Source organism: Paraburkholderia sp. J10-1 (genome assembly GCF_905220165.1).
In the GTDB taxonomy this organism is placed as follows: domain Bacteria; phylum Pseudomonadota; class Gammaproteobacteria; order Burkholderiales; family Burkholderiaceae; genus Paraburkholderia.
On the sequence record NZ_CAJMYW010000009.1, the window covers coordinates 339,590 to 357,510 of the forward strand.

16 protein-coding genes and 1 pseudogene are annotated in these 17,921 nt (G+C 62.3%); 13 read left to right on the plus strand and 4 right to left on the minus strand.

The window, feature by feature from the left end:
* The first annotated feature begins 592 nt into the window (after positions 1–592).
* From U5A65_RS41000 to U5A65_RS27010, 5 genes are all read left to right on the plus strand, one after another.
* A complete protein-coding gene (locus U5A65_RS41000; protein ID WP_415765693.1) occupies positions 593–946 on the plus strand; it encodes a DUF3331 domain-containing protein in 354 nt (117 codons plus the stop codon).
* A 1,515-nt stretch (positions 947–2,461) separates the two neighbouring features.
* The gene (locus U5A65_RS26995; RefSeq protein ID WP_321939429.1) at positions 2,462–2,920 is read left to right on the plus strand and encodes a CHRD domain-containing protein; all 459 of its coding nucleotides are present in this window, start codon (positions 2,462–2,464) and stop codon (positions 2,918–2,920) included.
* A gap of 1,053 nt (positions 2,921–3,973) precedes the next feature.
* Positions 3,974–4,393: a MarR family winged helix-turn-helix transcriptional regulator gene (locus U5A65_RS27000; protein ID WP_321948430.1), complete on the plus strand. Its 420-nt coding sequence runs from the start codon at positions 3,974–3,976 to the stop codon at positions 4,391–4,393.
* A gap of 89 nt (positions 4,394–4,482) precedes the next feature.
* Entirely contained in the window at positions 4,483–5,790 is a 1,308-nt protein-coding gene (locus U5A65_RS27005; protein WP_321948431.1) for a chloride channel protein, read from the plus strand.
* A gap of 348 nt (positions 5,791–6,138) precedes the next feature.
* Positions 6,139–6,939: a phosphodiesterase gene (locus U5A65_RS27010; protein WP_321948432.1), complete on the plus strand. Its 801-nt coding sequence runs from the start codon at positions 6,139–6,141 to the stop codon at positions 6,937–6,939.
* A gap of 108 nt (positions 6,940–7,047) precedes the next feature.
* On the opposite strand, the gene U5A65_RS27015 is transcribed toward U5A65_RS27010, so the two are convergent.
* The gene (locus U5A65_RS27015) at positions 7,048–7,788 is read right to left on the minus strand and encodes a sulfite exporter TauE/SafE family protein (protein WP_321948433.1); all 741 of its coding nucleotides are present in this window, start codon (positions 7,786–7,788) and stop codon (positions 7,048–7,050) included.
* Between the two features lie 225 nt (positions 7,789–8,013).
* Between U5A65_RS27015 and U5A65_RS27020 the strand changes: the two are divergent.
* Positions 8,014–8,253 (plus strand): annotated as a pseudogene (locus U5A65_RS27020) (YSC84-related protein); the annotation flags it as partial.
* A 286-nt stretch (positions 8,254–8,539) separates the two neighbouring features.
* Here U5A65_RS27020 and U5A65_RS27025 read toward each other — a convergent pair.
* Together U5A65_RS27025 and U5A65_RS27030 are read right to left on the minus strand one after the other, a co-directional pair.
* Positions 8,540–8,863: a CcdB family protein gene (locus U5A65_RS27025; protein WP_321948434.1), complete on the minus strand. Its 324-nt coding sequence runs from the start codon at positions 8,861–8,863 to the stop codon at positions 8,540–8,542.
* On the minus strand, positions 8,863–9,153 hold the full coding sequence (locus U5A65_RS27030) for a type II toxin-antitoxin system CcdA family antitoxin (protein ID WP_321940172.1): 291 nt from the start codon (positions 9,151–9,153) through the stop codon (positions 8,863–8,865). Before U5A65_RS27030 ends, U5A65_RS27025 begins: the two co-directional genes overlap by 1 nt.
* Positions 9,154–9,598: 445 nt before the next feature.
* On the opposite strand from U5A65_RS27030, the gene U5A65_RS27035 reads away from it, so the two are divergent.
* Entirely contained in the window at positions 9,599–9,805 is a 207-nt protein-coding gene (locus U5A65_RS27035; protein ID WP_321948475.1) for a DUF1016 N-terminal domain-containing protein, read from the plus strand.
* A 201-nt stretch (positions 9,806–10,006) separates the two neighbouring features.
* Here the strand turns inward: U5A65_RS27035 and U5A65_RS27040 are convergent, their stop codons facing one another.
* Complete coding sequence (locus U5A65_RS27040) at positions 10,007–10,363, minus strand: hypothetical protein (protein ID WP_321948435.1); 357 nt, start codon at positions 10,361–10,363, stop codon at positions 10,007–10,009.
* Positions 10,364–10,551: 188 nt separating this feature from the next.
* On the opposite strand from U5A65_RS27040, the gene U5A65_RS27045 reads away from it, so the two are divergent.
* The 6 genes from U5A65_RS27045 (at position 10,552) to U5A65_RS27070 (ending at position 17,881) form a co-directional block, all read left to right on the plus strand.
* Positions 10,552–12,249 (plus strand): 5-guanidino-2-oxopentanoate decarboxylase, encoded by a 1,698-nt coding sequence (locus tag U5A65_RS27045; protein ID WP_321948436.1) that lies wholly within the window; start codon positions 10,552–10,554, stop codon positions 12,247–12,249.
* Entirely contained in the window at positions 12,246–13,766 is a 1,521-nt protein-coding gene (locus tag U5A65_RS27050; RefSeq protein WP_321948437.1) for an aldehyde dehydrogenase family protein, read from the plus strand. Before U5A65_RS27045 ends, U5A65_RS27050 begins: the two co-directional genes overlap by 4 nt.
* Before the next feature lie 135 nt (positions 13,767–13,901).
* Complete coding sequence (locus tag U5A65_RS27055) at positions 13,902–14,999, plus strand: ABC transporter substrate-binding protein (protein WP_321948438.1); 1,098 nt, start codon at positions 13,902–13,904, stop codon at positions 14,997–14,999.
* A gap of 5 nt (positions 15,000–15,004) precedes the next feature.
* Positions 15,005–15,931, plus strand: a complete 927-nt coding sequence (locus U5A65_RS27060) for an ABC transporter permease (RefSeq protein WP_415765679.1) — start codon at positions 15,005–15,007, stop codon at positions 15,929–15,931.
* Positions 15,928–16,770, plus strand: coding sequence for an ABC transporter permease (locus U5A65_RS27065; RefSeq protein WP_321948439.1), 843 nt, complete (start codon positions 15,928–15,930; stop codon positions 16,768–16,770). The genes U5A65_RS27060 and U5A65_RS27065 overlap by 4 nt, the downstream gene beginning before the upstream one ends.
* Before the next feature lie 37 nt (positions 16,771–16,807).
* Positions 16,808–17,881 (plus strand): ABC transporter ATP-binding protein, encoded by a 1,074-nt coding sequence (locus U5A65_RS27070; RefSeq protein ID WP_321948440.1) that lies wholly within the window; start codon positions 16,808–16,810, stop codon positions 17,879–17,881.
* Positions 17,882–17,921 lie beyond the last annotated feature (40 nt).

Below are 17,921 nucleotides of genomic sequence, written 5' to 3' on the forward strand. Positions count from 1 at the left end.
TCGTATTTGTCATCGCAAGTCCCCGGCTACTTACGCTTCGCAAATATCACGCGGAATCGAGTATAGAGTGTCTTCGCTTCGACGGCACGTGTCCGGATCATTCGTCGAACAATTTCTGCCGCCTCTCGTGGCACGTTCAGTCAACCGTCGTCCCTGCCCATGGCACCCAGGGACCAGAAACGCCGCCGGCCAGCCGATACGATGGATTCACGTCACTGCGGCCGTTACCCAGTCACGAACGCACCGGCGAGCTGAATCGTGCCGCGTCGGTGCGCTGTGTTCGACTCACTCGATGGAGCTGTCGGGGAACTTCTTCGTGGACTTCCGCCGGGCCATATCAAGATATGGCGCTTCCGGACATGGTAGGCAAATGCTTCATGGTCGCGACAGCCCGACCTTACCAACGTGAGCCAGCAGAGTGCGTGCGCATCTTCAGTCAGGCCAGGTTGTCGCCGGAGACCCGAGGATCGAACGGCAGGCCACGTCGAACGCCCGGGCTTCGAGCTAACTCATCGCCAGTTGCCTGGGGCCAGTCATGAATGAACGCTTACCTGCCGATGCCTGGGGTTACGCGCTTGCACTTTTGGCGCATATGCTGGAAGTCTCCGAAGACAGGGGTCACCAGGGCGCGCGGAGTGTGATCGCGAGACATCTACCGAAAGTTCAGATTCCCGCCAGGACGACACCTGCCACCACCAATCTAACCGTTGTCGGACGTCATTCTGACGTCGTAATCGCGGTCTGCTTGAAGGATTCAACCGCAGGTTGCTACGCAGAGCAGCCCTGGCGGTTGACACGAGCCCGAGGGCGCGGCGTGTGTGCGCTAACCAGCGCACCAATCAGGCGAGGGGATCTGGTTTACCGACCTTCAGTGCGTGGTCGTGCCCCCGTCAATGCAGGCTGGATGTTGCTCGCGTCTGCGATCCCATCGATCGCGGATTTCTGACAGGCGGCACGCGCCGCAAAGCTCGTTGACGCGAGACTCGGGGATATCCGCACAGATGAACACGGAGACCATTGGCTGCTGGTGTGCCGCATGGGCGAAAAAAGTGGGCAAGCTGGGCCCCCGAGCGCTGGAAACCGGGTATGCCCGAGATCGCGAACCTGGACGACGACGCAGCGTCTATCGCAGGCCTGCGGCTCTGGCGGATCCTGCGACGGTATTCCGACAGCAGCCCGGCCCCTGGAACCCGAGCGCCAGGCGTTCGTCCACAAGTTGCGCCGCGCCGGTTTGCACCGGTTGCGAGCCCTCGCCTCGCATGCGCTCGCGAATAATGCGGAACTGGTGACGGTGCGGGACAACCTGCGCGATGCGTCGATCGCCACGATGTCGCTCTAACCTGCACGGCGACGAGGTCCGGCGCGCGCGCCGGCTCGATCAGCCGTCCAGAGAGCCGTCAGCTGACAGATACAACTTTGCTTGCCACGTAGACACACCTTTCCTTGCGTGAGCGTCGGCGGCCAAAAATCCGACGTTAGCGAACCTCGTCAAGTCTGATAACTCGTACTATCGGGGTTGCGTTTGAGCCAAAATATGGGGTGCGATATTTGATTCCTGCCCGGAGGCTCCCCGGGAACCCCGCCTCGACCGGCACCGCCCGGCCGGAACCGTCCGCCCCGCCCTTGTGCGCCATAAGCGCGCGCTCTGCCGAACTCGCTGTTCTCGCGCCGTCAGGCGCCGCCGGTGCACAGCGTGTAACTGACGGTTAGTTGCGCTCTTCGGTCACCACTTGGGGTGGCCGAAGGTGTCTCCAAAGCCCTTTTCAAACCCGCCTGCCCTTCCTCTGGGTCGGGCTGCTCGGCGTCGTCGACGTTGTTTTGCGACTGGCGAATAACTCGTCCGTACGGTACTGCTCACCAAGGGAACTCACTTCGTCGTTGCGCGTGAGGAATAAGGCATCGATGCGCTGCGTTTGATGACTATATCGGCGCCTGCGTTCGCGATGAATCGCGCGACGCGTCGGCAATGCTCCCTCAGTTCGGCATCGTTGGTAAGACTGCCGCTAACGGCTTGCTGGATATTCCGTCGCGGGACTTCCTGCGGGCTTCCACCAGGAGGAAATCACCATGAAGTTGCGTCGGATGGTTCTTGCGTGTCTCGTTTGCCTCGGAATGGCTGCAGTTTCCGGATCCGTGGCCGCGAGCGGCGATACGGATCAAGGCGGCAACGGCGCCTCGAGCAGTTCAACCAGTTCATCTGGCGGTGGTTACTGAACGCCGCACGCCGTATTGCGCTGTACGTCGCCGTGCGCTCCCTGCGATCCACGGCATACGCGTTGGCCGCGCTCGGCGGTGGAGTTGCGGCCAGCTCGAACGGCATTACGTGTTTGCGAACGCGTTCGCCCCGACTCCGGGTGTCTCTGCCCCCCCAGCACTAGTCCGTCTTTGAACGCTGAACCCTCGCACTGGATGAAGTTGCATGCGACGTGTCCGGTCGGGGGTAGCCCAAAGGAGATAACAGATGAATGTATCCAGGTTCAGGTGCGCCATTCTCGCGCTTGCCGGCGTCGCCTGCGCCGCAGCGGTGAATGTGGCGCTTGCCGCGCCCATGTCATTCTCCGTACCGCTCAAGGGATCGGAGCAGGTGCCTCCCGTACAAACCAGGGGCACGTGCGACGCCAGGCTCATCTACGATCCCGACACACGCCAGGTCACCTGGAATGTAACGTGCAGCAATCTCTCGAGTCCAGTGACGATGGCGCATTTCCACCTCGGGACAGCAGGAAAGAACGGCGAAGCTGTCGTCTGGCTGACGAAAGTGGGTGGCACCAGCACTCCCATTGACGGCCCCATCCAGGGTGCCAGCACGCTGACACCAGATCAGGCGAAGGACTTCGTCGCGGGCAATTTATACATCAATGTCCACACGAAGGACCATCCGGATGGCGAGGTCCGGGGTCAGGTAGTGCCGCCGAAGTAGTCGCTGCTGTGGGTAGACGCGTGCCAGAGGCGCTCTGCTGCGCGTCACTGTAGATTTACACCGAATTCAGACCCTTCGATGTGCAATCGTAAAGTGATATCACAACGAGGCCGCCTGGCCAGAGATGAGAAGTGCGCGAATCCTGTGAAGTGCAAAAAAATGCCCCGCCGAAGCGGGGCTTACGGGTAGATCAACCAATCAACCAACCAAATCCGTGTGGCATCCCGGCACAAAAATGCGCCAAGGCGTCAGCGATTACGCTCGAGCACTCTCACGCTGACTTCCTCATTCGAGCTTGTTGCCACAACGTTCGGTCCACCTTAATCAACGCATGACCGCATACAAGCCGGATCAGGCCGAAACGCCACCACACGCCAGAGCGGCCAGCACGCTCGGGGTCGCGGCCCGTCAGCGGGGCGGCCTGAGAACCGTGGCAGGCCTGACACGGTGTCGGGCGAGACAGTATCGAGCCCGGGGTGAGGGCGCACGCGGCAAAGCAGGGCCGAAAACCGCAGTCCCCCTCCCCACCTGAGGTTTTTCTGGAAGGGCGCGTTTTGACGCAGTCGCAGGTCCACCGTAAGTCCCGCCATGGGTGGGGTTTCGGGCGCTGGATGCGCGCGACAGTTGACGCGTGTTACAGCAAAAAATTGGCGCAATCGTCGGGCCAGATTGCCGGGTCACGAGCGGAAATGAGAATTCGGATTCCGTGGTTGGTCTCTCCTTGCGCAGCACAGCAATCGCCCAGTGGATCGATTGCCGATACGGAGGTGCAGTGCGGCAATAGGCAACCGTTCAGCTGCACGCAACGTTGGTCGCTCGAGCGTCCACTTTTACCGAAGGGTTCGCCGGTTGCTCCACACCAGGCCTCTGGTCGACCTGTCATGGACGGCGACCCACCATCTATGGTGCACTTGTCACCCGGCCCCCATGGCTACAAACACACGCATGGTAATCTCCCTGCGGCCAACTCGCCGCCTCCTTTGCGCAATCGGGCGGCAGTAGCCTGCCTTGCACGCAGCCTGTGTCGCGACCGGCAGGTCACCATGGACAGACATGAATCCAGCCAAAACACCCAGACGTAAGCTCCCGGGCAAGCGCGACCTCGAAGTGATGTCGGCGTTCCGCTACGACTTGCGCAAATTTCTACGCGCCTCGGAAGAGATCGCCAACGCCGCGGGCATCACCACGCTTCAATATCAATTGCTGCTGCACGTGCGCGGTTTTCCCGGCCGCCAATGGGCCACCGTCGGCGAACTCGCCGAGCGATTGCAGGCCGCACCGAATGGAACCGCGGCGCTCGTATCACGCTGCGAAGCAGCGGGGCTGGTGACGCGCAAACCCGATCTCGCCGATCGCCGCCAGGTGCAGGTTCATCTCACACCCAAGGGTGAGAAGTTCCTGCTCGATCTCGCGGCCGAGCACAAGTCGATCTACGGCGCGTTCGGCTGGATTTTCAACGAGGCGGGCCGCTAGCGCCAGACATACCCGGCCGGGCGCTGCGCCGGGATGCCTCGTCGATTTATGTCACAATGTGCCTTAAATGGCCCTTTCGTGGCATTCCCATGCAATTTTCGACTCTTATCGACCGTCGCAGGATTCTGCGTAGTCGACGGCGCTGGCTGTATTTCGGTGTGTTCTGGCTCGGCGCCGTGGCGACGGGGCTCGTGGCAGTCATGTACGCGCGGCTCATCGACTTCGGCTACGACGTCTTCGTGCGGATGACTGCCCAGATCTGGTGGCTGCCGCTTCTCGTCACGCCGGCGATCGCCGCGCTCAGCGTCTGGGCCACGCGCCGCTGGTTCCCGGGTTCAGAAGGCAGCGGCATCCCGCAGGTCATCGCAACATTGCACAATGTACGCGCACTCGGTCCGCGTCTGCTCACGCTCCGCATTCTGGCCGGCAAGATCGCGCTATCGTTCCTTGCGATCCTCGGCGGATTCACCATCGGCCGCGAAGGCCCGACCATTCACGTAGGCGCCGCGCTGATGTTCAGCCTACGGCGCTTCTACCCGGTACGGCTGCGTAGCATGTATGGCGTCGGCCTCGAACACCGGCTCGCACTCGCGGGAGCAGCAGCCGGCCTGTCGGCGGCATTCAATGCGCCGCTCGCGGGCGTCGTCTTCGCGATAGAGGAGCTCACACGCAGCTTCGAGGCGCGCACCAGCGGCATCATCATCACGGCGATCATTTTTGCAGGTGTCGTTTCGCTGGCGCTCCAGGGCAACTATGTGTATTTCGGCACCATTGTGATCGGCGGCAGTCTGCCGGATCTGCTGGCGGTCGCGGTGGTTGTGGTGGGTGTGATCACTGGACTCGCGGGCGGCGTGTTCTGCTGGCTGCTGCTCAACACCAGGCGGTGGATGCCCGCCCAGCTGTTGGCGCTCCGAAGCGAACGCCCGGTGGTGTTCGGCGCGCTATGCGGTCTGTTCATTGCCGTAGTCGGCGTGGCCAGCGGCGGTCATCTGTTTGGCAGCGGCTATGCGGAAGCGCGTGGCATGCTCGAAGGTCATTCTCAGCTCGGCGCCACGTATCCGGTGCTGAAGATGGCGTCGATGGTAGGTTCGTATCTGCCAGGCACACCGGGTGGGCTATTCGCGCCGTCGCTGGCGATCGGCGCGGGCATCGGCAACGCGCTGCACATGATCTCCGGTCAGATGCAGTTGCCGATGCTGATCGCGCTGGGCATGGTCGGGTATCTCGCCGCCGTCACGCAGAGCCCGATCACGGCATTCGTCATCGTGATCGAAATGATCAACGGACATGCGCTGGTGATCTCGTTGATGGCCACCGCGTTGATTTCGAGCCAGGTGTCAAAGCTGTTTGCGCCTCCATTGTATGAGGCGCTGGCTCGTCGCTATATGGAGCCCTAACTTACAGTCGATCGAACGTCAAATTTCTCTCTGTTAGGCGTCGTTCAACGAGAACGCTTTAGTTCGCGCCGCAAGGCCCCTCAAAGATCCATTCGTGCCATGGTAGCCCGGAAGTCCGTTCGAGATAGACCGCTGCCGACCGCATCAGGCAGCGGTCGGCCACAAGGGGGCTTTCGTGCAACACCTCCCGATGTCCGCTCGTCGTACCGAATCGGCCGCTCGATCACGCGATAGAGAACGCGTGGAGTCGTGACACTGCCCGCCAAAGCTCGCTCGATAAGGTATTTTGTCCGACCTAAAATCGCTCTTCGTCCACGTACATGCCCGTCGAAACCACCGGAGAGCCGAGTGACAGTCATTGCACAAGTATCCGATATTCACGTCCGTTCACACGGCGCGCTGTACCAGGATGCCGTGGACTCAAATGCCATGTTTTCGGCAGCGGTCGATTCGCTGAACCGCGTGCGACCCAAGCCGGACCTCGTAGTCATCTCAGGCGATCTCACGGACGAAGGTACCGCCGCTGAGTATCTGAAGCTTCGAGAATTGCTTGGCGCGCTGAAGCATCCGTTCGTGGTTTTACCAGGTAATCACGATAACCGTGACCGTCTGCGGGCCGCGTTTTCGGATCACGCGTGGCTACCCAAGGAGGGGACGCTGTCGTTCGCGATAGACGTAGGCGAACTACGCCTCGTGGCACTAGATACATCCGTTCCAGGGCTACATCACGGTGAACTGGACGCCAACACCCTGACCTGGCTGGACACTGAACTCTCCAGGCATCGAGATCGACCGGTCGTCGTCGTCATGCACCACCCGCCGTTCATGACGGGCATCCCCTATCTGGACGTCTACGGTTTGCGAAGCACGGACGCATTGGCAAAGGTTCTTGCACGCCATGACAATGTCGATCGAATTCTCGCCGGGCACGTGCATCGGTCCATGCAGACGCGCCTTGGGAACGTTCCCGTACTCACGTGCCCAAGCACGACAACGCAGATCGCGTTGCGCGTCGAAGCAGACGCGGAGCCCGCTTCTTATCTCGAACCACCCGCATACCTGCTGCACCGTTGGGCTGGACACAGCCAGCCAGCGGTTTCGCATCTGTGTTACATCGGGCTTTTCGAAGGCCCGTTGCCATTTGCATAGCAGGGTCGATGGACTCGCATCAGCGTCGCCGCTCCAGCAGCCGTCACTGACGTATCGCCTATCTGCATCGCATTTCGGCGGACGAAGCAGTCAATCAGCTGCAGTGATTCAAACAGGCAGGAGCAGCTTCACGCTGGCGCAGATCAATACAACACCCAGCAGGACACGAATTTGACGAGTCGATAGCCAACGGCTACCCAGATGTGCTCCTAGCCAGCTTCCGATGATCACCATCAACGCCAGTCGACCGATTCCATGTGGAAGGTGATTTGTGGCGCTCCAATTACCGGCCAGCGCCGCAATCGAATTGCAGAAGATGAACAGCGCGGAAACGGATGCAGCCGCACGCATGGTTGACCACCGAAAGAAGATCAGGAGCGGTGCTATCAGGACGCCGCCGCCAACCCCGGTTAGCCCCGAGGCAAGGCCGATAACTGCTCCGCAAGCCACCGCGACGGGCTTGCGGGGTGGTCGCACAATGTCGTCGCCCATTGGCCTGCGCACCAGCGACAGCGTGCCAGCGACTAAGAGAAGTGCGCCAAGTAGATATTCGAACCAGGTCTTTTCCAGCGTTATATAGCCACCTAATAACGCCATGGGCACGGCGGGCAAAGCAAACGGCCAGAACGATTGCCAGTTGAAATGCCCGTCTCGAATGAAGCGCCAACTTACGACAAGGGAAACCAGGATATTCAGGACAAGCGCAGTGGGCTTGATGCTGTCAGGCTCGTATCCGACCAGTGCCATTACGGCGATGTATCCTGAAGCCCCAGCCTGGCCGGTGCTGGCGTAAAGCAGCGCAACCACGAGAAAGGCAATGCAGGTCAGCAGTGTTTGCGTATCGACCATCGCATCCTCGCATCGACAGTATCGCATGCGAAACTGGCTGAACCCGCTCTGCCCCGCATCCGGCCTTCTCCGGTACGGAGGATCTGCCTGGCGGTCGTGGATCGCGTGCTGGCCGTCGCCATCCGGCAGGCATCGGACATCAAGCCTGCGGGATGGCGAACACGGCGTCGACTTTCACCCGTTGCTCTGCTTCCGATTGGTCGCACTCGTTGCGAATGACCATCCGCTGCGCAAAAGGACGTCATCTTCCTCTTCATGACCCATGACGCGCTCAACAGCTTTCGCAATTCCAAAGGCTGGTCGGTCGGCGGCGAAGGGTCAGTCGCGCTGCTGAAGGTCGGTGCGAATGGAGAGATCGATACGACGACGGCCACCGCACCCGTCGAAGTGATCGTGCTGACCAATGCCGGTCTGATGGGCGACGTGTCGCTCTCCGGCACCAAGGTTTCGCGCCTGAAAATCTGATGAGGCGGCTTGCTGCGTTTGTCTGGCCAGGTTTCAACAGCTCGACTGGTCGCCGCGATGGCGCGGCGATGGCGCGGCCTTGTTGCTCGCGCTCGCCGACAGCGTTGAACATGACCAGGCGCTACGCTGAAGACCGCTTCGGAACAGGTCAATCGAATCTGGGTATTGGACACGCCGCCCCCAGGTGGGGCCGTGTCACGGCAAGCATTGGTACCGTGACATGGCAGGGGCCGGTCGCCGATGCTGCCGCTATCACTTTTGCGTTGTCGACGGTGATTAAGTGGGATCAGTAAGCGCCGAAGAGACGGTCAAGCGCGGCACTGATCCGGCTTTGTTCATCCTTGAGCGTGCCAATTGCGGGGCCGAGATCAATCGTCCTGAACGCGCCGAGCAACGGCGTTTCCAGCACGAACGATTCTCCCTCGATCTCAATGATGGGCGAGAGATCCTGCGCAACCTTGCTCGCTGTGTAATTTCCGGCTACGCGCGTTAATGGAATGACTACGCGCGATATGAGATTACCGAGATGATCGCTTTGCACGTCGAGCAGGAACGGTGACCTGGTCCCGGATCTTGTCGAGGGGTTGTTGTATAGATCAAAACGCGCCATCAAAACATCCGATATTCTTCCAGGGGCAAGCCGTCACGCTCGATACGTGCATTCATTTCCGCGATGAAGTCCGCGTTCCGTTCCGCCCAGGCACGAGCCTCGGCCGCCTGAACCTCTTCGCGCAAGCCGCGTTCGCTTGCCCGCGAAACGTTGACGTTCAGTTCCCTGGCACGCTCGAGCAGATCCGTCGGAAGCGAAACGTTGGTGGGTTTGCGCGTAACCTTTGATGGGGCGTGTGCTTTAGCGGCCCGCTTGATGGCATCGGGTTGCACCACAGGCGTATTATTCATGTGCACCTCCTATGTGCATGAACCATGCACATAGTTTGCCATATTTCCCGCACGGACATAGCTTCAGACGGACATTCTGTCCCTGAAATTTTAATAGAAGGAATATGCCCCCCGCACGCGGGCAGGCTCGTCCAATGCCTCAACTGGCGTGAGGCAGTCCAAAACAACGGTCTGAATAATTAATTAACATAATGTTCTCTGGCGCTATCATCCAGCCCCATCAAGACGACTGCGGGTTGCGGTAGTCAAGCTTGACGGCACCGATCGGCGGCGCGAAGTCAGGAATGCATGTCAGATGACCTCAAAAAACCTCGCTGCGAGTGAAGATTACCGCCGCTGGCTGTACGAGTTGAAGCTGCGCGTCGAGCGTGCAACTGCGAACTGACTAAGCTGTACTGGCAGCCAGGGATGGGGAGCCGGCATCGTCGAACAGCTTGCACGTGACCTGAAGGTCGCCTTTCCGGATATGCGGGGTTTCTCGCCGCGCAACCTGAAACACATGCGCGCGCTCGCCCAAGCCTGGCCGGACCCGCAATTTGTGCAGCAGCCTGCTGCACAATTGCCCTGGCGGCACCTTTGCACCTTGCCTGACAAGGTCAAGGACCCCGTCCAACGCGATTGGTACGCCACCAAGACGCTCGAACACGGTTGATCGAGGGCTATGCTCGTCGCGCAGGTCGAAACGGATGCATGTAGCCGGGCTGGCAATGCTGTTACGAATATCGCCGAACGCCTGCCTCCACACCTCAATCCGCTCTTGCCCGAGAAGCATTGAAGGATCCCTACATCTTTAATTTCCTGGCGTTGGCGGAAGGCGCTCAGGAGCGCGCGGAACCAGCTTGCCGAGCATCCATCAGATCGAGGCCGAATTGCGCCCTGATCTTCCGGGCACCGCGGCACAGTCTTCGTTGATCAGCAGCTTGTCTTTCTGGCCATCCTCGAGGGAACAGGACGGACCATCTCCGCTTGAACCGCCGAACCGAATTGCCCAAGCGTCAACTGGATGATGGGGCGCGATTCTTATATTCGTTGAAAAATTTTGGGCAACATTGTCTGTCTGTGTTCGAGCCAAATCGCCAATCGACGATCTCCGCAGGCCTTGGCACGCCATCTTCGGCATGGGTTTCTCGTTGTTAACGCCCCCACGCGCCCCGATGCGCGTGAAGAAATCCACCATACGGGTTTTCATCAGTCCATGAGGCAAGTTCATGCACCTCATGAAAACTTATCGATTGTTCGCACCCACGCCGGCGCTGAAAATGGCCTCAGCAAAACGGTGTACATGCTCAAGGCTAGTGGATCGGCATCCATCGCGCGTGCATGCGCCCCTGAGCAGGTATCGGGCAATATCCACCGGCACCCCCTGCCGGCTCACACCAGACAGGAACGCGACAGCCGATGAATTACCCCGACAACCCTGCCCGCCTGGATGAGGCCGGCAATCGCACGACGAATCGGCTGCCTATACCCGACCAAACCTGTGGCGAAGCACTGGTCTCCCTACTCGAGGCATATGGCGTCGAATACGTGTTTGGGATTCCCGGCGTGCATACAGTCGAACTGTATCGGGGCCTCGCAGCCTCGGCAATCCGGCACGTGACGCCACGCCACGAACAAGGCGCGGGCTTCATGGCCGACGGTTATGCGCGCGTGACCGGCAAGCCGGGCGTGTGCTTCATCATCACCGGACCGGGCATGACGAACATCGCAACGGCGATGGCCCAGGCCTACTCCGACTCGATCCCGATGCTCGTGATTTCGAGCGTCAACGCGCGACGCGAGTTGGGCACGGGAGCCGGACGTCTGCACGAGTTACCGTCACAGCGCGACGTATTCGCGGGTCTGGCGGCGTTCTCTCACACGCTTTTCGATGCCGCCGAATTGCCTGAGGTTCTGGCCCGCGCGTTCGCCGTATTCGAAAGCGCGCGGCCAAGGCCGGTGCACATCGAAATCCCCCTCGATGTGATCGTTGCGCCGGCGGCCCGCGTTCCCGGCCGCCGCGCCGCATTGCCAGCGAAACCCGCAGCGAGCGCAGCCGCCCTCGCCGCGGCCGCCGACCTGCTTGCCAGTGCGCGCCGGCCGCTGATCCTCGCGGGTGGCGGAGCGGTAGGCGCCGCAGCGGAACTGCGTGAACTTGCCGAACGCCTGCAGGCGCCAGTCGCACTCACGACCAATGCCAAGGGCCTGCTGCCCCCTTCCCATGCGCTGCTGGTTGGTTCGACGCAGTCTTTGCCGCCCACCCGCGCATTGATCCGGGAAGCGGACGTGGTGCTCGCGGTCGGCACCGAACTGGGCGAAACCGACTATGACGTGGTGTTCGATGGCGGCTTCGCGATCGACGGCCGCCTGATCCGCATTGATATCGACGCTCAGCAACTGGCGCGCAACTTCCGTGCGGACGTGCCTATCACAAGCGACGCACAACAAGCGCTAGGCAGTCTCTCGATGAGGCTCCATGAACGCACGGTGCGCGCCGGGGAAGGCGGCGACTGGGGGGCGGCCCGCGTGGCGGCCGTTCGCGGCGCGCTTGCCGCCACGTGGGATGCCCCAACGATTGCGCAGCGGCGCCTCATCGACACCATCGTCGATGCGCTCCCCGACGTCATCATCGCCGGGGATTCGACAAGTCCCGTCTACGCCGGCAACTTCGTGCATGACGCACCGGCACCGCGCTCCTGGTTCAATTCGTCGACCGGCTACGGGACGCTCGGCTACGGCCTGCCCGCGGCCATCGGCGCCAAGCTCGCGGCACCTGAGCGACCCGTCGTATGCCTGATCGGCGACGGTGGACTGCAGTTCACGTTACCAGAACTCGCGAGCGCAGTTGAAGCGAGAGTCCCGGCCGTCGTGGTGTTGTGGAACAACTTCGGCTATGGCGAGATCCGCAAGTACATGACTGCACGCAACATCGTTCCGGTTGGCGTCGACATTCATACGCCCGACTTCATCGCGCTCGCGCGCGGCTTTGGATGCGCTGCCTGCCAGGCAGACAGCCCCGAGTCCCTGGCCGCGCAACTGCGGCACGCGGCGGTGCGTGATGTACCGACCGTGATCGAGGTCAGCGAAGCCGAATGGTTTGCAAAGGTGCCGGCATGAACGCAGAAAGTTTAGCGCGGGCGGCTCTAGAGCCATCAGGCTCGCTGCGCACCCAGCTCTATATCGACGGCTACTGGTGCGCGGCGGAAAGCGGGCGCCGTCTGCCTGTCGTCAATCCGTCGACTGAGCAGATCATTGCCGAGGTCGAGGCGGCCGGCCCCGATGACGTCGATTGCGCGGTACGGGCGGCGGCCCGTGCGCTGCCTGCCTGGAAGCGCACGACGGGTGCCGCACGGGCGTCTGTCCTTCGGGCGATCGCGCACGGCGTCGAGGCGCATCGCGCCTGTCTCGCCTCGCTTCAGTCGCTGAACAACGGCAAACCCTTGGCCGAGGCGCAGATCGATGTCGATGACGTCGTCGCCACGTTCAACTACTACGCGGAGCTCGCGGAACAACTGGATCAAACCGGCGCATCCGGCATCGCGATCCCCAGCAGCGCCTACCAGGCGCAGATCCGCCGAGAACCGGCCGGCGTAGTCGCGCTGATCGTGCCGTGGAACTTCCCGATGGTGACCACCGCCTGGAAGCTCGCGCCGGCGCTCGCCGCGGGCTGCACCGCGGTGCTGAAACCCTCCGAGGTGACGCCGCTGCCCGAACTGGAGCTTGCCGCCATCATCGAGCAGGCCGGTGTCCCTCGCGGCGTCGTGAACGTCCTGACCGGCACCGGAACGGAGGTCGGCGCGCCCCTTGCCGCGCACCCGCTCATTGCGAAAGTCTCGTTCACGGGCAGCACCGCTGTGGGTACGCAAGTGATGAAGACAGCAGCCGATACGATCAAGGGCGTCGGGCTCGAACTCGGCGGCAAGTCGTCAATCATCGTGTTCGCGGACGCGGACCTCGAGATGGCCGCCGATCTCGTCATGGCGGGCGGATTCTTCAACGCGGGGCAGATGTGTTCTGCGACGTCGCGCGTGCTCGTCGATCGATCGGTCCAGGCCGAGCTTGTCGCTCGTCTCGCCGATCGTGCGACGCGCACCGTGGTCGGCGATCCGTTCACGGCAGGTGTGCAAATGGGGCCGCTCACGAATCGCACCCAGTATGAGCGCGTCAAGCGATTCATCGAGCGCGGCAAAGCCGACGGCGCGCGCCTCGTCATCGAGGGCGAGGCGCCGGCCGGTCCCGGATACTTCGTGAAGCCGACGATATTTGTCGACGTCCCGGTCGACAGCGTGTTGTGGCGCGAGGAGATCTTCGGGCCTGTGCTCTGCGTGCGCAGCTTCGACACGGACGAAGCGGCCGTCTGCGCCGCGAACGACACCGAGTTTGGCCTCGTCGCGACGATCGTCACCGGGGACGCCGAACGCGGCAAAAAGATCGCCGGCGAACTCGAAGCCGGCGTCGTCTGGATCAATGCACCACAATTGATCTTTCCTCAGACCTCATGGGGCGGCTACAAGCGCAGCAGCGTTGGCCGCGAACTGGGTCCGTTCGGGCTCGCGGCGTTCCAGGAAATCAAACAAATCCTGATGCCAGCAGCGGAGCCGCCTCACGCGGCGCAGAACAGCGGCGGCGCATGAGCTTACGTCATGGCGCGCATGCAGAGATTTCGTTTGCTGCGTGTTTTTGACCCACCTACAGTTGATTGACCCGCCGCGTTACCGAATGGCGGCCAGAGCGGACACCCAGACACACGATTGATCCAGGAGACAATCATGCAGGACTCCAAATTGACTAGAAGGAAAGCCATCAAGACTTTGGGGGCTGCGCTGGCAGTGTCCGCGCTGCCGATGCCGCTTATCCGCACCGCGAAGGCACAGGAGAAGCACTTTGCCGGCAAGACGCTGCGACTGCTGACGTGGTCCGACGACACCGGTGCTGCCGCCCTGCGCAACATAGCCAACACATTCAGCGCGAAAACCGGCGCGCAGGTGATCGCCGACCGCGCGGACGGCACCTCCGGCATGGTCGCCAAGGTGAAAGCCTCCGGCGATCGGCCGACCTACGATGTGATCACGCTGGCCGGCGTCGGCGCGTCGGGTCTCGGCGAAGCTGGCCTGCTGACGAAGCCGGACCTGGACAAGCTGCCGAACCTCAAGGAGGTCGCGCCGCAGTACCGCACGGGCGCGAACGGATTCGGCGTGGGCTACCTGCTCTGGTCGGACGGGTTGATCTACAACACGTCGACCGTCAAGGCGCCTCCCGCGAGCTACGAGGCGCTATGGGATCCGAAATATTCAGGACGCCTGTTCCTGCCGCCACCCGAATGGGCCGAGGCCGTGGATCTCGCGATCATCGCGGCGAAGATGAACGGGGGCTCGCAGCAGAACATCGAACCTGGGTTCGCGAAGCTCGCGCAACTGAAGGATCGCGTCATGACGCTCGGCGAGAACCCGAACCAGGTGGCCGATCTGTTCCGCACCGGCTCGCTCGATATCGGCGGCATCTATTCCCCGGCGTTCTTCCCCGATCAGATCCGCAAGCCGGAGTACAAGATGGGCGTGACCTACGGCATGAAGGAGGGCTTCGCGACCCAGTTGATGTTCACGGTGATTCCGAAGGCGCACCCCGGCGACATCGACCTGATTCATGCGTTCATCAACCATTCGCTCGATGCGGGCGTTCAGGGCCGCATGGCCGCGGACGTGCTCAACGGTCCCGTGAACGGCAAAGCGATGATCCCGGTGGAAAGCCGTGCGTTCGTGCCGTCGCCCCAGCAGATTGCCGAGAAGGCGGTGCTGCACGACGACAAGGCGCTGGCCGCCGTTCAGTCCGCGTGGATCAAGCGCTATACCGAGCTCTTTGCGGCCTGACGGTCATGCCAGCACTCTCTTCGAGCCGCGCGGGCGCAGCGGCATCCAGCGACGACGCCCGCGCGCAACACGACATGCCGCCTGCACTTCCCCGCGTGCCACCGTTGCTGCTGCTCGCGCCCATTCTCGCGTTTCTCGCCGTGCTCGTCGCCGCCACGATCGTGGTCCTGCGCATGAGCTTCGGCGTATCGGGCAACGAGTGGCATACGTGGACGCTGCAAAACTATGTGGACCTCGGCGACACGTATTTCCTGCGCTCGCTGTGGCTCACGCTCAAGCTCGCGTTCCAGAGCATGGTGTGCGCCGTGGTGCTCGCGATTCCGGTCGCGCTGGCCATGGCGCGCACGCAGTCGCGGCTCGCGCGGCGGCTCCTGCTGGCCGGTGTGCTGTTGCCGCTGCTCGTCAACCTGCTGCTGCAGGGTTACGGCTGGCTCGTCATGCTCGGGCCGGCGGGGCTCGTCAATCACGTGCTGCTGTCCGCCGGGGTCATCCAGCGGCCGATACTGTGGCTGTATCGCGAGAACGGCGTGCTGCTCGGCCTGATCCAGACCGCGTTCCCGCTCGCCGTACTGCCGATATCGAGCGCCATGCGTGCGATCTCGCAGTCGTACGAAGAGGCGGCGGCGACCATGGGCGCCACGCGCTGGCAGACGCTGCGCCACGTCATGCTGCCGCTCGCCATGCCGGGGCTCGTGTCCGGCGCGCTGCTCGTGTTCGCGTATAACGCGAGCGCATTCGCGGTGCCGCTGCTGCTCGGCGGACGCCGTGTACCGATGCTTGCCGTGCTCGTGCACGACCAGGTCGCACCGCTGCTGAACTGGCCCGCCGCGTCGACATCGGGCGTCGTGCTGATGGTCGCGACGCTCACGGTGATGGCGATCTCGCAGCGGCTCGCACACAGACTCCAACGTCATGGGGAGTCCCGCGCATGAGCACCCTTCGTATTCCCGCGACGATGCCCGGCCGGCTCGGGCGAGTCACCAGTCTCCTTGCGACGATCGTGCTCTTTCTCGCCGCATTGCCGATACTGACGTTGATCACCATGTCGTTCGGCAATTCAGACACGCTCGAATTTCCGCCGCAGAGCCTCAGCCTGCGCTGGTATCACGCGGCGTGGCACACGTTCGTGTCGCCAGACGCGGGGGACGCGCTTTCGATGGGCACCGCGTTGACGACCAGCCTAATCGTCGCCGTCTCGACGATGCTGATCGCAACCGCCGTATCGGTGCCGGCTGCGTATGCGCTGTCGCGCTACCGCTTTCGCGGCAAGGCAATCGTCGAGCAACTGGTCGCGCTGCCGCTCGTGTATCCGCTGGTGATGCTGGGCCTTTCGCTCCTGCTGGTCTTCAATGTGTTGCCGACGGACCTCGGCGTGCTTCGGCTCATCATCGCGCACGTGATCCTCGCCCTGCCGTTCACCGTGAAGAACTGCGCTGCCTCGGTCGCGTCAGTCGGCGCCGAGTTCGAGGAAGCCGCGTTCGTGATGGGCGCGAGTCCGCATCGCGCACTCCTCGATGTCGTGCTCCCGCTCATGCGCCCGGGCATCCTCGCCGGCATGCTGTTCGCGTTCATCATCTCGTTCAACGAATTCACGGTGACGTTCTTTCTGTACAGCATCAACACGATGACGTTGCCCGTGTGGCTCTACAGCCGGACCGTCTCTTCGCTGGACCCGACCGTGTTCTCGTTCGCCGTTGTGATCGTGATGGTCGACTTTGCTCTGATCTGGCTGCTGGAAAAGCTCGTCGGCGACAAAGGCGTCGCAATCTGATCCGCGCCCGTACATGAATGCGCAATAAGGAGTTCTCATGACCCAACTCTCACTCCAGGCCGTCACGAAGCGCTTCCACAACACGTTTGCCGTCGATCACGTCGACCTGAGCGTCGCGGACGGCAAACTGGTCTCTTTCCTCGGACCGTCCGGTTGCGGCAAGACGACGTTGCTGCGGATGATCGCGGGGCTCGAGACGCCGACCTCGGGCTCCGTGATGTTCTCGAACCGTGATCTGACCCACGTGCCAGCGAACCGGCGCGACTTCGGGATGGTGTTCCAGTCACTCGCGCTGTTCCCGCATATGACCGTCGCCGAGAACGTTGCGTATCCGTTACGACTGCGCGGCGTCGAGCGCGGCGCACAGGCGAAGCGCGTCGCCGAACTGCTCGAGATGATCCAGCTCCCGCATATGACGAACCGGCCCGTTACGCAGCTCTCGGGCGGGCAGCGGCAGCGCGTCGCGATCGCTCGTGCGATCGCCTCGGCGCCCAGACTGCTGCTGCTCGACGAGCCGCTGTCGGCACTGGATGCGAAGCTTCGCGAAGCGATGCAGGTCGAGATCCGCTTGTTGCAGCAGCGGCTTGGCATCACGACGATCATGGTCACGCACGACCAGCGCGAAGCAATGACGATGGCCGACGAGATCGTCGTGATGGAAAAGGGCCGCATTGCACAGGTCGGCAGGCCTCTCGACATCTACCGCGATCCCGTCAATGAATTCGTCGCAGACTTTATCGGTCTCGGCAACATCCTGCCGGTGACGCTCGATGGCACGGACCGGATCGCACTGCCCGGCGGCCGGACGATCGCCGTGAGCGCCGCATCGCGTGCGCGGGGACCGGCAGGCGATATCCGCCTGCTGATCCGGCCGGAGGACATCTGTGTGCGCCCCGCGGCGTCGCCCCCGGGGCCGAATACGGTGGCCGGCAAGGTCTTGTTCGTGCGCGATGTGGGCGCATCGATCGAGGCGACCATCGACTGCGACGGCTTCACGCTGACTGCGGCGACAACGCCGCGCGAGACGCCCGACATCGCGATCGGCATACCCGTGCTTGCGGAGTTGCCAGCCCACGCCTGCAGGCTGATTGCGGCGCGCAGCGTCCACTGAACGCTATTTCCCCTCAATAGAGCAGTCACAGGAGCCATAC

Excerpts from the sequence above, each read along its gene's own strand:
- U5A65_RS27045 (WP_321948436.1), top strand. The coding sequence starts at position 10,552 with ATGAATTACCCCGACAACCCTGCCCGCCTGGATGAGGCCGGCAATCGC.
- U5A65_RS27030 (WP_321940172.1), bottom strand. The coding sequence starts at position 9,153 with ATGAATAATACGCCTGTGGTGCAACCCGATGCCATCAAGCGGGCCGCT.
- U5A65_RS27060 (WP_415765679.1), top strand. The coding sequence starts at position 15,005 with ATGCCAGCACTCTCTTCGAGCCGCGCGGGCGCAGCGGCATCCAGCGAC.
- U5A65_RS27070 (WP_321948440.1), top strand. The coding sequence starts at position 16,808 with ATGACCCAACTCTCACTCCAGGCCGTCACGAAGCGCTTCCACAACACG.
- U5A65_RS27015 (WP_321948433.1), bottom strand. The coding sequence starts at position 7,788 with ATGGTCGATACGCAAACACTGCTGACCTGCATTGCCTTTCTCGTGGTT.
- U5A65_RS26995 (WP_321939429.1), top strand. The coding sequence starts at position 2,462 with ATGAATGTATCCAGGTTCAGGTGCGCCATTCTCGCGCTTGCCGGCGTC.
- U5A65_RS27005 (WP_321948431.1), top strand. The coding sequence starts at position 4,483 with ATGCAATTTTCGACTCTTATCGACCGTCGCAGGATTCTGCGTAGTCGA.
- U5A65_RS27025 (WP_321948434.1), bottom strand. The coding sequence starts at position 8,863 with ATGGCGCGTTTTGATCTATACAACAACCCCTCGACAAGATCCGGGACC.
- U5A65_RS27000 (WP_321948430.1), top strand. The coding sequence starts at position 3,974 with ATGAATCCAGCCAAAACACCCAGACGTAAGCTCCCGGGCAAGCGCGAC.
- U5A65_RS27050 (WP_321948437.1), top strand. The coding sequence starts at position 12,246 with ATGAACGCAGAAAGTTTAGCGCGGGCGGCTCTAGAGCCATCAGGCTCG.
- U5A65_RS41000 (WP_415765693.1), top strand. The coding sequence starts at position 593 with ATGCTGGAAGTCTCCGAAGACAGGGGTCACCAGGGCGCGCGGAGTGTG.
- U5A65_RS27065 (WP_321948439.1), top strand. The coding sequence starts at position 15,928 with ATGAGCACCCTTCGTATTCCCGCGACGATGCCCGGCCGGCTCGGGCGA.
- U5A65_RS27040 (WP_321948435.1), bottom strand. The coding sequence starts at position 10,363 with ATGAACTTGCCTCATGGACTGATGAAAACCCGTATGGTGGATTTCTTC.
- U5A65_RS27055 (WP_321948438.1), top strand. The coding sequence starts at position 13,902 with ATGCAGGACTCCAAATTGACTAGAAGGAAAGCCATCAAGACTTTGGGG.